A 12,929-nucleotide genomic window follows, 5' to 3' on the forward strand; every position below is an offset into this window, starting at 1 on the left:
CAATGAGTTTAGTAAGTTATATTGATGCAGCGCAGCAATATTTTGATGATTTAGTCGATAAAGCAACAGACGACGAGCTATTTGCTGGTGGCTATTTACGTGGTCACTTTGACTTAGCTGTAGGCTATGCACAAGTAGAAGAATTAAACTTATCGATTGATGAGCTAAACAATCAAGTTGAATCTAGCCTCGTTAAAGCTTATCGCAACGGCGAGCTAAACGAAGAAGATAAAGAGCTTGTTGTGCGTCTGTGGGATGAAGTGAAAGCACTTGCAGCTTAATTGACTAAAATAGAATCTAAAGAAGCGGCCTTTTGTCGCTTTTTTTATATATTCACATTACCTTTATTGGGTAATTTCATTAACTTAAAATTTACCTCATTGCACAGATGCGATAAGGTAAAAAAGATATTTTTCCAGGGAATTTGAAAATGAATAACAATAATGATGTGCAGGCACCAAGTGGTGCAATCGCACGTTTTCTAAATACGATTGAAAGGGTGGGTAACAAACTACCTGATCCGGCGATTATATTTTTAGTCGCAATGCTGCTTATTTGGTTTTTATCTTGGCTCTTTTCGGGCACCACATTTGATGCAATCGACCCGCGCACCGGTGAAGCGATTGTAGTGCATAACTTATTAGCAGGGGATTCCCTTGCCACCTTTTTGTCTTCAATGGTGAAGACCTTTACTGGCTTTGCGCCGCTTGGTGTGGTGCTGGTTGCTATGTTAGGTGTTGGTGTTGCTGAGCATTCTGGCTTTATCAATACTGGCCTTAAATTAATGTTAAAGGTTACGCCTAAGCAGCTTTTAACACCGTCTATTATTTTAGTGGCGATTGTCAGCCATACCGCTACGGATGCGGGTTATGTATTAGTGATCCCACTTGCTGGGGTCATTTTCTATGCGATGGGGCGTCATCCGCTTGCTGGTATTGCTGCAGCATTTGCGGGGGTAAGTGGTGGCTTTAGCGCAAACTTTATTCCGTCTGGGATTGACCCGTTACTGCAAAGCTTTACCCAAAGTGCCGCACAAATTATTAACCCAGATATGGCGATTAACCCGCTCAATAACTGGTTTTTCACCTCAGCTTCGAGCTTATTTATTATCTTATTAGGCTGGTATATCACAGATAAAATCATCGAGCCGCGTTTACAAAACACGCCACTTGATGGAGATACTGAAGACTTACCTGCATTTGATGAAGCGCGCAGTGATGAAAAACGTGCGTTTTATATTGCAAGTACAGTGATGATTGCTGGTCTTGCTTTACTTTTGTTTGTTTCGGCCCCAGCAGACTCCGCGATGCGAAGCAGCGATGGCTCATTAACTAATTTCCGTTCACCGTTAATGCAATCAATTGTACCGCTTATCTTCTTACTGTTTTGGATCCCAGGTGCCGTTTACGGTTTTGCCGTGGGTACCTTCAAAAGCTCTAAAGATATGATAGATGCAATGAGCAAAGCGATGAGCGGTATGGCTTACTATATTGTTATGGCGTTCTTCTGTGCGTTATTTATTGCTGCATTTAGTAAATCAAACCTAGGCGCATTACTTGCAATTGAAGGAGCTGAGCTGTTAAAAGCAATGGCACTACCAAGCTCAGTAACTGTGGTAGGTATTATCTTTTTAACGGCGTTTGTGAACCTGTTTGTTGGCTCAAGCTCCGCAAAATGGGCGTTACTAGGACCAATATTTGTACCCATGCTAATGCAACTGGGTATTTCACCTGATTTAACGCAAGCTGCCTACCGTGTAGGTGACTCAAGCTCGAATATCATCACGCCATTGATGCCATACTTCCCATTGGTTGTAGTGTACTGTCAAAAGTATGTAAAAGGCACCGGTATCGGCACCTTAATCGCGATGATGTTACCGTACTCAATCGCCTTCTTAATCGGTTGGAGTATATTCTTACTCGCGTACTGGGGCTTAGGCATCCCGCTTGGCTTACAATCAAGCTACGCATACCCAGCCATTGGCTCATAACTTTTATAATTTAAACAACCTCATTGAAAAAATTTAATGAGGTTGTTTAAGAGTTATTCCATCCAACAGTATGTTGGGTGACCTTGTTGTACAAAACACCATTCAGTTCCACTAGAAATCACTATTGTTGAAGTACCGTTTGAACCTGAAGTATTTGATGAGCCCCCACTACTTGATGAACCACCTGATATACTCAATACATTGCCGTTACCATCAAGTATTGTCCCCCCAAAAACTTCCCACTTTATTGTAGACCATGGCTTAGGTATAAATAACATTACTGAGCCATCTTCAAAAAAAGTGATGGTGTAAGTTAATGTTAAAGTAACAATTAAATCTTTAAGGTTGCTAGGGATACCTATTTGATCATCAAGATACTGGCTGACAGCAATATGATGAATATTCCCTAAAGCAATTTCTCTTGCGCTGCTCACTACAGTTACAGGTATTTTTTCTAAATTTAATCGGGCATAGGATGGGAAGTCATAAAGCCTTCTTGCTTTTGTCACTAAATCTGGATTAGCATTTGTCTTTTCTTTGATACTATCGAGTTCAGCTTTAGCTTCGATCGCAGCTACCAAAACTTCATTTCTGATTTGAGCAGGAAAAATATCTACAGTTTCAAATCCAGGCTCAGAAATTGATTTAACTCTAAACGCACTAACATTTCCATTTTCAGGGTTTACAACTTGAACTTCTACTGTTTTATTTAATGCCCTATGCTGAAAGGCTTGGTTTTGCATTTCATAACTACTGCAATTATCGCAAATTTCTAATACATATTAATTAGCAGCTATCGCCGGAGAAAGAAAAGCTAATAAGAGTAGAGAAGATATATAATTTTTCATTTTATTATTCCTTTATTTTATAATTGTTTACATTTCCTGATTTGTTGGTTATTTTGTAAACAATCTTAATAAAGCTGAAAGGGGTGCACATGTCAAATATTATTAATGGATCAATCTCACTGTTTATAGGAATTTTATTAGTTTGGGGTTTGAGTCTGTCTTTTGATGTAATAAGTACACTTGAATATGTGGATAATATCATTATTGCCGAAGATGGAGGGGTTAATTACATCGTTTTGTTTTTTCATGATTTAGCCATGATTTTTTCTTTATATTTTTTTATCGTATTACTCTTTTTATTTTTAAAAAGAAAAAAGATATATTCCGTAAACATATTTATAGTTCAACTTCCAATTGCTTTAATCTCAATATTATCCATATACAGGTTAGTGGCGGGAAATGGTTTTAGCGCCACATCTTATTTAGAATACTCGGTGTTAAAAGATTTACTAGCAGCGGTCGGGCTTGTTATAACTTTTTATGGTCTTAGTTATTTTACTTCCACTGATAGAGCTTTGAGTTCTGATTAGCAGAACATAGATTAAATAACAGTGGCAGTTATGACATTATTAATGTTGACAGCTTTATTGCAGACACAAAAAAACCTTGTCACTCTCATGACAAGGTTTTTTATTGCTTACAGCTTCAATTAGTTCGCAGTGAAGCTCACTGGACGACGCTCTTTACGAGGGCCACCGCGTTTTTCACCACGGTCTTTGAAGTTACGCTTTTTATCACCACGATCACCGCTTGGGCGCTCAGAGCGAGGTGCAGCAGTTGGCGCTGGACCTTGATCTTGTGTTAAAGACATATTCATTGGGCGCTTACAGATAAACACCTTTTGGAAATGGTCTAACACGTCTTTTGGCATGTTTTGCGGTAACTGAACCGTACTGTGCGTGTCATGAAGACGGATATCACCGATGAACTTGCTAGAGATATCAGCTTCGTTAGCAATCGCACCAACGATATTTTTAACTTGTACACCGTGCTCACGACCTACTTCGATACGGTAAGTATCCATAGGACCCATGTTACGGCTGTTACGCTCACGCGGCTCACGAGGTTTACGCTCGCGTCCTTGACGGTCGCCACGATCACCACGTTCGTTACGACGACGGTCGTTACGCTCGCCACGCGGTTGAGCTTTAACTTCTTCAACCTTGATTGGTGATTGTTGCTGCGCTAAACAAAGTAATGCACCTGCTAAGTCTTCAGCACTTAACTCAAGTTTTTCTGCCATATCAGCAGCAACTTGATTGAAGAAAGTGATGTCTTTGTTTTCAAGAGCAATTGTTAATTTGTCTTGAAGTGCTTTGATACGCTTTTCTTCAACTACTTTAGCAGTCGGTAATTCAACTTGTGCGATATCTGATTTCGTATGACGAATGATATTTTTAAGTAAATAACGTTCGTTATGTTTTACGAAAAGAATCGCTTTACCTGTACGTCCCGCACGACCAGTACGACCAATACGGTGAACGTAGGCTTCTGAGTCTTGTGGAATATCGTAGTTGATTACTAGGCTTAAACGGTCAACATCAAGACCACGTGCAGCAACGTCTGTTGCAATAACGATATCAACTAGGCCGTTTTTCAAACGGTCTACTGTGCGTTCACGTGCTTGTTGGTTCATGTCACCATTAAGTGGTGCAGCAGAGAAACCTTCATGCTCAAGTAATTCAGCTAATTGTACAGTGTCGTTACGTGTACGTACGAAAACAATCGCGCCATCGTATTGTTCAGCTTCTAAGAAGCGAACGATAGCTTTGTTTTTGTGTACGTGTGCATTCCAAAATACTTGTTCAACAGTTGATACAGTTGAGTTACGAGCAGAAATATGAACTTGCTCAGGCTCATTCATGTACTTGCTGCTGATATTTTGGATTTGCTTTGGCATAGTCGCAGAGAAAAGACATGTTTGCTTTTCACGCGGCGTTTGCTCCATGATGCTTTCAACATCATCAATGAAGCCCATGCGTAACATTTCGTCTGCTTCATCAAGAACAAGGGCTTGTAAGCTCTCAAACTTGATTGTGCCACGGTTAATGTGGTCGATTAAGCGGCCTGGCGTTGCAACAATGATTTGCGCGCCACGACGAAGTGCACTTAATTGGATGCTATAGCTTTGGCCACCATAAAGGGCTAAAACTTCAACACCACGAGTATGCTTAGCATATTGTTCGAATGCCTCAGCTACTTGGATCGCAAGTTCACGCGTAGGCGTTAAAACAAGGATCTGTGGCTGTTTCACAGACGGGTCAATATTATTTAGTAACGGCAGAGCAAATGCTGCTGTTTTACCTGTACCCGTTTGCGCTAGTCCCAGTACGTCCTTTCTTTCTAGCAATAACGGTATACATTGAGCTTGGATTTCAGATGGAGTCTTGTAACCCAACTCTTCAACTGCTTTAAGGATTGCAGGAGAAAGATTTAGAGATTCAAACGTGACTGGTTCTGACATTAATACGCCTCAACGAATTTAAAGAGGCGCGCATTGTATAGGAAATACAAGGCAATTGCTTGTATAAATTACAACTAATTTGTATGTGGTTGATGTTGGTCATAATTTAATCAGTTTAAATTTGCCAAAATCAACCACGTTTACAATTTATTGATATAACCCTAAATTTTCTTTAGCGTACGCTTCGAATTCAGTGAAGCCACCAATGTGGGCTTGGTCAATAAAAATCTGTGGTACAGTTGGGCAAGGTTTGCCAGCAGACTGTTCTAAATCTGCTTTGCTGATACCTTCTTTAATGATATCGATGTAACGGTATTTAAAATCGTCACGCTCGTTAGCTAGTTTTTCAGCAACGTCTTTTGCACGAACACAGTATGGGCAGCCTTCTCGGCCAAAAATTACAGTTAACATATCGCTCTCCTCGATGGTTTATCTAGTTATCATCTTAACGGATTAAATGAATAAAAACAGTGCATAAAATCGATTGCTCTGTTCTGTTTTTTCTCATTATTAGCGATTGAGCTAATCAAGCGTTCGCATTCTAAGACCCAGTTCTGTTGAGTAACCCATAGAATGTGCAGTAATGGCCAATTGCTCATCAATAACATAATAAGTTGGGTAAGCACTGATTTTGTAATCTTGACCTGTACTTTTACTGCCTAGCAATACAGGCATAGTCAAATCGAGCGAATCCGTAAACTGTTTAACTTCAGCAATGCTTTGGTAATCGAGTGCAATCGCTATCGCATTAAGCTTACCTTGCTGATAGGCGGTTTCTAAATTCGGCATACTGTAACGACAAATTGAGCACCATGGCGCAAAGAAATACACTACTGTTTGCTTGCCTTGTAATTGTGCAATGGTCATCCGCTCTGTCGGGTCTTTTAACGTGGCTAAATTAAAATAAGGGGCAGGGGTTTTATCTGTTGAGAGTAAATTTCGTTGTTGAAATAAGGTTACGGCATACACAATGACCGCCATTAAGACGACATTTTTTAGCACACTGATAAATTTTTTTAAAAAAGTTGGTTTTTTTTTCATTGTTATTTTGTACGTGTTTAGCCCTTTAAAATCAACTTATTCAGACCCGTTTGAGGGTGTTTAAATTTCATTTAATTTAAAAAAATTGCAATTTTTTTGCTAAAAATCTTGAAAAGATTTTGCCCGCCCATAAATAGTTTAGTGAGGACGCCTGATGGGTCCCAATCAAACTAAAGTAATTGAAATATATAGTATTAATTTAACTTTGTTAGCGCTGGTTCTAAAGAAGAGTACTAACAAAATATCGCTTAAATATGAGGATATAATTATGCGTACAGTAGACTTATCACCACTTTATCGTTCATTCATCGGTTTCGATCATTTAGCATCATTAATGGATGCGGCAGCACGCACAGACAAGCAGCCAAGTTTTCCTCCGTATAACATCGAAGCACTTGATAAAGACAAATATCGTATCACTATGGCCGTAGCAGGTTTTAGTGACAGTGAGTTGACCATTGAGTCAGAAAACAACACCTTAAAAGTCAGCGGTACTAAAGCTGATAAACAAGATAATGTGGAACGTAAGTTTATTCATCAAGGCATTGCAGAGCGTAACTTTGAACGTAAGTTCCAGTTGGGCGACCACGTTAAAGTTCTTGGCGCTGACCTTGAAAATGGCTTACTAAGTATCGATTTACAACGTGAAATTCCAGAAGCACTAAAACCACGTAAAATCGAAATCGGTAACGGTAAATTACTCGAAAATAAGTAATTTCCAACAGCATTGTTTCCCCTAGTTAGTTTTGCCGCCTCATCTGAGGCGGCTTTTTTCGTTATGCTTTGCAATTAATTCTGCTTGCATCGTCTTTAAAGCCGCAATTTTATCGACGGCTTCATTAAGCTTATCTTCTGACAATCCCGCTTGCTTACCACGTTCTAAAAGGGATTCGAGAGTAGCAATTTTACTTTCTGCGGCATCAATAAAGCGAAGCTCTAGTTCAGTTTGCTGCGCTTGATGATATGTCTGATATGCTTTGTGATCATTAAGATCACCTGTAAACCGCTTTGCTTGCTGGGGCTGCTTTGCAATAGGGGCTATATAATCAGCTGTGGTGATTATCGCTTTGATGCTGGCATTGTCGATTTGCTCAATGGCTGGGTGGGCTTGCTTTTCGAGCGTGCTGGTCAGTGCTTGCTGATCATGAACATCTTTCTTTTCAACCTCAACGGACATCGGTGCTTTTTTAGCTGGCGCTAAACTAATAGGGTGAGTTTGCAGATGAATAACAATGGCAGCACTGAACAGTACCATGAGTGCTAAAGCTAACCATTTCATAGCTTAACGCCATGGTGTGTTTGCCACGCCAGCCATTGTTGTTGATAGCTGCTTGTGGCTTTTTCAATTGCGATGGCTTTTTTAGCTTGATAGCGAACAGTTTCGTCATTTGCGTTAAAGTAGCCAAAAGTATGATCATAGCTCATTACTACCACCCATAAACCATTCGGTGAGCGTATTACCTCACTCAACTGTTGAGGTTTTTGTGTGAAAGCTAATTGTACTGCCCAATTTCGTTTATGCTCTCGGGTTAAGTGGTTTGTATATTGAGTGTAAATATCGGGCTGATTTAATTGCTTTAGTGCGTGTTGTATTGAACTTGTTTCTGCTTGCTTTCTAAATGCTAACGCTGCCTCTCTTTCGGTAAATTCGCCGCCATGGGCCTTAACCGATTTTAGATAATGAAATCTTTCTTTGTGTTGTTGGTAATATTGCTGGATTTCAGTGCTAGTTACCGTGCTTTCTAAGCGAGTTAGTACTGGGCTATCAACATGCATAATACCTTTTATGCCTAGCCAGCTTTGAATCGAAGGCCTTAAAATATCGCCCTTGGCGATAGAATAAAGATGGGGTAGCGAAAGTTGCTGTGTTTGTAAGACTGCGTCAGCTTGCTTTAAATGCAAAATAAATTGTCGATGTTTTAAAATTTCGGTTTTGAACAAGTCGCTATCCCCTTGATGCAAACGAAAGCGAGTCTGCATAGAAAGAGGCGCAATAAATTCGTACAACGTCATTGAGTTTTCAAACAAATTGAGTTTAATAGCATTGAACTGTTTGATTTGGTCATCACTGTACTGACCATTTAGCGGGTATTGCCCTAAGTTGGTTTTCAGCCAGTGTTTATCAAATGGTTCAAGCCCAGTTGTAGCTGGTTTATCGGTAAGATTTAGCTGATGAATAAACAGATTATCTAAGTAGCGCATAACATGGTAATGAGTCGAAAAGCCAACGCTTGCTTGGCGCTCTACAAGTTCTGGCATGTTTTTCTGTGCGTACTCAAGTAAAAATTGATTTTCGTAAAGGCGTTCACGTGTTTGCTGTTTGCTAATCTCAGGGCGTTGCTCTTTGTAGACCTGCCACATGAGATCAATTTCAGATTCCGTGTATTGATTAAACGCAGCAACTGCTAGGTTGCTAAAAAGCAAACCTAGCAGAGCTGTCAAAATGTAAAGCCCACGCATTATCGAGCAACCATGGCATGATTAAGTAGGTGAACCACCATTGCAATCGCATGAGGAACCACTTGTTTTGCAGTATCGAGTCGGTCGTAATGATCTTCTGAATTTAACACGATCCCACCTTGTGCATACGAAAATGCGCCACCTTGGGTCAATAAGGGACGCACATCAGTTGATTGTGTATCTAATGCTGCAAAGGTCGCCATTGCTTGTGTAACAAGTGCTGGATCATTGAGGTTTTCTTGGTCGTAATAATCATTTACCCAACTTTCCCAGCTTGAGTGATTTAAATCAGAGGTTGTCCAAGTATGATGAGGCTGGAGTAAATCGGTGGTGTGAAATACAAAACCTAAAATCTGTGGATTACCGCTTTGTAAGTAACTTTGATACCAGTATTGCCCTAAGTTATCGATAGGTTGGAATGGCATTTCCTCAAAATCATCATACATGCTGTAACTTGATTGGCTATCTATACGGTAATGGGCTTCAGTAACGCCATAGCTATTATATTTTGAAGAGTCAGCATTGAACCAGCCTGTTTCGCCACCTTTACCATCATCTAGGTAATCGCCTTTGAGCCATGTCGCTGCAAGATTATCAACCGTCCCCCACACGGTCAGTTTTTGATAGTTGTAGCCACCAAAGTCGTTGCCGTGTTGATCAGCACCTTGCGTGTGATTTTGAAAGTGCCAATAACTGGTGTATTTCACGATACTTTCTGCAGCACCCCAAACTGGTGCTTGTACACAAGAACCTGTAATAGCACCACAAAAAAACGTGTCCTCAAAATCATCGACGTCATAGGCTGCTTGACCAAGTCGCTCGCCAAGTTGAGTGATAGTCATATTATTTTGCTGTGCATAGCTGGCTAACGCTGCGTATTGTGTTGTGCTTGGGTGTTGTTGCATGTAATTAACAGCATCAATCACTATACGTTTGTGGGTTTCTTGACTAAACGCATGTACGTTACTGCTGCATGCAACTAAAAACGCTGCGCTAATAAGTGTTTTTTTCATTGTGTCCTCATAGTGTTATTTAAAATGCAGCGCTATTAAAAAAGAGCGTGATTACACTAGAGTGACAGAAAAATTAAACATTTAATTAACAATTTTACCTATTTTGGTTCTTTGTCATTACAGCTTTTCTAGATTATCTAAGCACCAGCTAGCGCGCTTAAGCGTTGCTTGCTGAACAGATTCATCTTGTTTATACCAGTTGTTATAGATCATACCGATGCGTGGGTTTTGTGATAGTTGCTGTTCGTGCTCTAACATAAAATGCCAATATAAACTGTTGAATGGGCAGGCATCATCAGTGGCTTTTTCTTTGATGTTGTAGCTACAGTGTTTGCAATAATCACTCATTTTGTTGATGTAATTACCACTGGCCGCATAGGGTTTAGTAGCAATTAATCCACCGTCAGCAAATTGACTCATTCCTCGCGTGTTGGGCATTTCTACCCATTCTATTGCATCGATATAAATACCCAGATACCAAGCGTCCACTTCACTCGGTTCTATAGCGGTTAACAAGCAAAAGTTACCCGTGATCATCAAACGTTGAATGTGATGCGCATAAGCTGTTTGCAAGCTTTGTGTAATGGCATGGTGCATACAATTCATGTTTGTTTTGCCATGCCAAAAATAGTCAGGTAGGGCGCGCTTTGCATTTAAGGCATTTTTGCTGGCGTAATCAGGCATATTTTGCCAATAAATACCGCGTACATATTCACGCCAACCAAGGATCTGACGGATAAAGCCTTCTACTTGTGCAATATCAATTTGCTGTTTTTCAAAGCTGGTTAATACCCGCTTGATGACTTGCATCGGGTGCAGCATTTTGGTGTTTAAAGCAAACGATAATCGGCTGTGATACAAAGACCATTGATGCGCTGATTGGCACGTCATAGCATCCTGAAATTGACCAAAATGCACCAGTAAATGGTCGCAGAAGAAATCGAGCAATTGTTTTGCTTCAGCGCGGGTTGTTGGCCAGATAAGTGTTTCACTACACTCACCAAAGGTGTTTACTTGGTGCTTTTCAATCCGTTTTAGAATGTGGCTTATATTATGGGCGAAGCATAAGGGGGCGGGAATTTCTTTAAGATCGCTTGGTTTTAACTTGTTTCTATTTTGCTGATCAAAATTCCATTTGCCACCACGAGGTTGGTTATCATCGTCCATTAAAATAGTAAAACGTTTGCGCATAGCACGATAAAAAAACTCCATTTTTACCGGCTTATTTGGCTTAAAGTGCTGGTCAATATCATTAAAAGGTAGTAGAAAGTGTTCCGAATCAACCGCATTGACATTAAATTCGCTCTGCTTTGCAAAATCAGCGAGTTGTTGTTTAAGGCGGTATTCGTCAGGGTATTGGTACTCAATATTGTGGCACTGATAATGCTTAGCTAACCGGGTGAGTAGTTCAGGTAATGAAGCATCGTTTTGTGTGTCATCAAGTGTAAGGTGCAGACAGTTTAAGTTTGCTTTTGTAAGTGCGTTGGCAAAGTTTTCCATTGCTGCAAAGAAGGCGACCACTTTTTGCATATGATGCTTTACATAGTCTGTTTCTTGTTTTAATTCAGCGATGACATACAGCGTGTCTGGTTGTGATTTATCTTTAAACCAGCTGTGGCTTGCATTAAGTTGATCGCCAAAAATAAATCGCAGGGTAGAGTATTGCACTTCTAATAGCCTTTGCAGCAAGTAATCTAGGTAGTTACGAAATAAACACCAAGATAGATCGATAATTTTAGTCTATATATAAGGTACTATTATGAAGTTCATAATGAGTCATTTACTAGGGAAGGCATGACATGACACTTATTCCATTAAAGCTAAACTTATTAATTATAAGTCTCTTAGTTTGTCAAACAGCGCACAGCACTGTGTATCACTGTGAGAAAAATGGTATTGCTGAATTTAGTCAACAGCCATGCGGCAAAGATGCAAAGCTAATCACTATAAAAGAGCAAAACCCACACCTTTCGAGCGCGTCAGAAAATACTGCACAACCATCAGCAGATAAAGATACTGCAGAGGTTGATCGTTACATTCGGTCAAAGCAAATTGATGCACAAATAGCAGAACATAACAATAAAATTGACACATTCAAGCTCAAAATGGACAGGGAAATAGTGGCTTTATCTGAGCAATCAGATGCTCAGCTACGTAACTTGGTAGGGGCTAAAAAACAAGCGGCTATTGCCAAGCAAATGACCGCGGTATCTGAGCGTTACGGCGTGCTTATAGACAGTGAGCAGCGCAGTATAGATAGACTCACGGCTGAAAAATACACGTTAACTTCATCCGCAAATACGGTTGCTAATAATGAGGTTGCTAGTTTTATTCGCTCAAAACAAATTATGCGTAAAATTTCAGAGCATGAAAATAAAATAGATACTTATCAAAGTGAGTTAAACATGCAAATCTCAGAGCTTGAGCAACAATTAAATAGCCGCCCTCGAAATTTAGCTGATGCAAATAGCGATAGTGCCTTAGCAGACAAAATGACTGCGCTAACTAGCCGCTTTAATACGCTTATCGCCATTGAGCAAAAACAAATCGACAGACTCAACAGCGAGTTAACTAGGTTATGAGCTTAAACGTGCCGGACAATACGCGCTAAACGACACCACATTTGAGTAAGCAAACAAGTAACTTTTGACAATATTGGCAAATATACGCATAGCTTGCAGCCAAGCTTGTTGTAATTGTGTGTTGATGTGATGCATATACGATTTGCGGGTTTCGATAAATGCGTCGCAAAGGATATCGATGTCTTCAAACGACACATTTAAAAAGCTGAGATTATTTGCTAGATAATGAATAAATGGCGTCACTTGCAATAGATCATCAAGGTGGCTCACTACTTTGTTAAGCGCGCAGTACAAGATATAACTGCGTTTAGTTATACTTTCGTGTTCAGGCACTGACATGGTTAATTTACGTGAACAAAGACAACGATGATATGCGCTTGTAAACTGATGAAAATCGGGTTTTAGCAATTCAATATCTTGTTGTAGTAGTCTTTTTTGAAACGAAGAGAGACTCATAGTAAATCGCTTAATAGCCAAGGCTATAGGTTGTTCTTATTATATGACTAAATATAGACGAGATTTTTCGGTAAT

General features: G+C 39.9%; 14 protein-coding genes. 5 read left to right on the forward strand and 9 right to left on the reverse strand.

Annotation, left to right across the window (positions count from 1 at the left end; all coding sequences use genetic code 11):
* The first annotated feature begins 2 nt into the window (after nt 1-2).
* Both C2M25_RS15285 and C2M25_RS15290 read left to right on the forward strand, forming a co-directional pair.
* A complete protein-coding gene (locus C2M25_RS15285) occupies nt 3-281 on the forward strand; it encodes a YfcL family protein (RefSeq protein ID WP_054553188.1) in 279 nt (92 codons plus the stop codon).
* Nucleotides 282-430: 149 nt separating this feature from the next.
* Nucleotides 431-1,990: an AbgT family transporter gene (locus tag C2M25_RS15290; RefSeq protein WP_105181481.1), complete on the forward strand. Its 1,560-nt coding sequence runs from the start codon at nt 431-433 to the stop codon at nt 1,988-1,990.
* A 53-nt stretch (nt 1,991-2,043) separates the two neighbouring features.
* Here C2M25_RS15290 and C2M25_RS15295 read toward each other — a convergent pair whose 3' ends face one another.
* Nucleotides 2,044-2,733, reverse strand: a complete 690-nt coding sequence (locus tag C2M25_RS15295) for a hypothetical protein (RefSeq protein WP_105181482.1) — start codon at nt 2,731-2,733, stop codon at nt 2,044-2,046.
* 194 nt (nt 2,734-2,927) lie between these two features.
* Between C2M25_RS15295 and C2M25_RS15300 the strand changes: the two genes are divergently transcribed.
* Nucleotides 2,928-3,368: a hypothetical protein gene (locus tag C2M25_RS15300; protein ID WP_105181483.1), complete on the forward strand. Its 441-nt coding sequence runs from the start codon at nt 2,928-2,930 to the stop codon at nt 3,366-3,368.
* Nucleotides 3,369-3,487: 119 nt separating this feature from the next.
* Here C2M25_RS15300 and C2M25_RS15305 read toward each other — a convergent pair whose 3' ends face one another.
* The 3 genes from C2M25_RS15305 to C2M25_RS15315 form a co-directional block, all read right to left on the reverse strand.
* Nucleotides 3,488-5,302 (reverse strand): DEAD/DEAH box helicase, encoded by a 1,815-nt coding sequence (locus C2M25_RS15305; protein WP_105181484.1) that lies wholly within the window; start codon nt 5,300-5,302, stop codon nt 3,488-3,490.
* 147 nt (nt 5,303-5,449) lie between these two features.
* On the reverse strand, nt 5,450-5,713 hold the full coding sequence (locus tag C2M25_RS15310) for a GrxA family glutaredoxin (protein ID WP_054553185.1): 264 nt from the start codon (nt 5,711-5,713) through the stop codon (nt 5,450-5,452).
* Between the two features lie 111 nt (nt 5,714-5,824).
* The gene (locus C2M25_RS15315; protein WP_234003588.1) at nt 5,825-6,283 is read right to left on the reverse strand and encodes a TlpA family protein disulfide reductase; all 459 of its coding nucleotides are present in this window, start codon (nt 6,281-6,283) and stop codon (nt 5,825-5,827) included.
* Nucleotides 6,284-6,611: 328 nt separating this feature from the next.
* Between C2M25_RS15315 and C2M25_RS15320 the strand changes: the two genes are divergently transcribed.
* Nucleotides 6,612-7,058, forward strand: coding sequence for an Hsp20 family protein (locus C2M25_RS15320; RefSeq protein WP_105181486.1), 447 nt, complete (start codon nt 6,612-6,614; stop codon nt 7,056-7,058).
* Between the two features lie 39 nt (nt 7,059-7,097).
* Here C2M25_RS15320 and C2M25_RS15325 read toward each other — a convergent pair whose 3' ends face one another.
* The 4 genes from C2M25_RS15325 to C2M25_RS15340 all read right to left on the reverse strand — a co-directional run bounded on the left by C2M25_RS15325 (nt 7,098) and on the right by C2M25_RS15340 (nt 11,484).
* Complete coding sequence (locus C2M25_RS15325; RefSeq protein ID WP_105181487.1) at nt 7,098-7,622, reverse strand: hypothetical protein; 525 nt, start codon at nt 7,620-7,622, stop codon at nt 7,098-7,100.
* Nucleotides 7,619-8,803 carry a peptidyl-prolyl cis-trans isomerase gene (locus tag C2M25_RS15330; RefSeq protein WP_234003589.1) on the reverse strand — a complete coding sequence of 395 codons (1,185 nt, stop codon included), beginning with the start codon at nt 8,801-8,803 and terminating at the stop codon, nt 7,619-7,621. The genes C2M25_RS15325 and C2M25_RS15330 overlap by 4 nt, the downstream gene beginning before the upstream one ends.
* Nucleotides 8,803-9,816: a phospholipase gene (locus C2M25_RS15335; RefSeq protein WP_105181488.1), complete on the reverse strand. Its 1,014-nt coding sequence runs from the start codon at nt 9,814-9,816 to the stop codon at nt 8,803-8,805. Before C2M25_RS15335 ends, C2M25_RS15330 begins: the two co-directional genes overlap by 1 nt.
* A gap of 117 nt (nt 9,817-9,933) precedes the next feature.
* Nucleotides 9,934-11,484: a cryptochrome/photolyase family protein gene (locus C2M25_RS15340; protein ID WP_234003590.1), complete on the reverse strand. Its 1,551-nt coding sequence runs from the start codon at nt 11,482-11,484 to the stop codon at nt 9,934-9,936.
* Between the two features lie 131 nt (nt 11,485-11,615).
* On the opposite strand from C2M25_RS15340, the gene C2M25_RS15345 reads away from it, so the two are divergent.
* A complete protein-coding gene (locus tag C2M25_RS15345; protein ID WP_105181489.1) occupies nt 11,616-12,398 on the forward strand; it encodes a hypothetical protein in 783 nt (260 codons plus the stop codon).
* Here the strand turns inward: C2M25_RS15345 and C2M25_RS15350 are convergent.
* Complete coding sequence (locus C2M25_RS15350; protein ID WP_105181490.1) at nt 12,393-12,854, reverse strand: globin; 462 nt, start codon at nt 12,852-12,854, stop codon at nt 12,393-12,395. The two genes, C2M25_RS15345 and C2M25_RS15350, sit on opposite strands and share 6 nt — an antisense overlap.
* Nucleotides 12,855-12,929: the final 75 nt, after the last annotated feature.

This window comes from Pseudoalteromonas sp. T1lg21, from assembly GCF_002964625.1.
Taxonomy (GTDB): Bacteria; Pseudomonadota; Gammaproteobacteria; order Enterobacterales; family Alteromonadaceae; genus Pseudoalteromonas; species Pseudoalteromonas gelatinilytica.

Excerpts from the sequence above, each read along its gene's own strand:
- C2M25_RS15285 (WP_054553188.1), top strand. The coding sequence starts at position 3 with ATGAGTTTAGTAAGTTATATTGATGCAGCGCAGCAATATTTTGATGAT.
- C2M25_RS15290 (WP_105181481.1), top strand. The coding sequence starts at position 431 with ATGAATAACAATAATGATGTGCAGGCACCAAGTGGTGCAATCGCACGT.
- C2M25_RS15295 (WP_105181482.1), bottom strand. The coding sequence starts at position 2,733 with ATGCAAAACCAAGCCTTTCAGCATAGGGCATTAAATAAAACAGTAGAA.
- C2M25_RS15300 (WP_105181483.1), top strand. The coding sequence starts at position 2,928 with ATGTCAAATATTATTAATGGATCAATCTCACTGTTTATAGGAATTTTA.
- C2M25_RS15305 (WP_105181484.1), bottom strand. The coding sequence starts at position 5,302 with ATGTCAGAACCAGTCACGTTTGAATCTCTAAATCTTTCTCCTGCAATC.
- C2M25_RS15310 (WP_054553185.1), bottom strand. The coding sequence starts at position 5,713 with ATGTTAACTGTAATTTTTGGCCGAGAAGGCTGCCCATACTGTGTTCGT.
- C2M25_RS15315 (WP_234003588.1), bottom strand. The coding sequence starts at position 6,283 with ATGGCGGTCATTGTGTATGCCGTAACCTTATTTCAACAACGAAATTTA.
- C2M25_RS15320 (WP_105181486.1), top strand. The coding sequence starts at position 6,612 with ATGCGTACAGTAGACTTATCACCACTTTATCGTTCATTCATCGGTTTC.
- C2M25_RS15325 (WP_105181487.1), bottom strand. The coding sequence starts at position 7,622 with ATGAAATGGTTAGCTTTAGCACTCATGGTACTGTTCAGTGCTGCCATT.
- C2M25_RS15330 (WP_234003589.1), bottom strand. The coding sequence starts at position 8,803 with ATGCGTGGGCTTTACATTTTGACAGCTCTGCTAGGTTTGCTTTTTAGC.
- C2M25_RS15335 (WP_105181488.1), bottom strand. The coding sequence starts at position 9,816 with ATGAAAAAAACACTTATTAGCGCAGCGTTTTTAGTTGCATGCAGCAGT.
- C2M25_RS15345 (WP_105181489.1), top strand. The coding sequence starts at position 11,616 with ATGACACTTATTCCATTAAAGCTAAACTTATTAATTATAAGTCTCTTA.
- C2M25_RS15350 (WP_105181490.1), bottom strand. The coding sequence starts at position 12,854 with ATGAGTCTCTCTTCGTTTCAAAAAAGACTACTACAACAAGATATTGAA.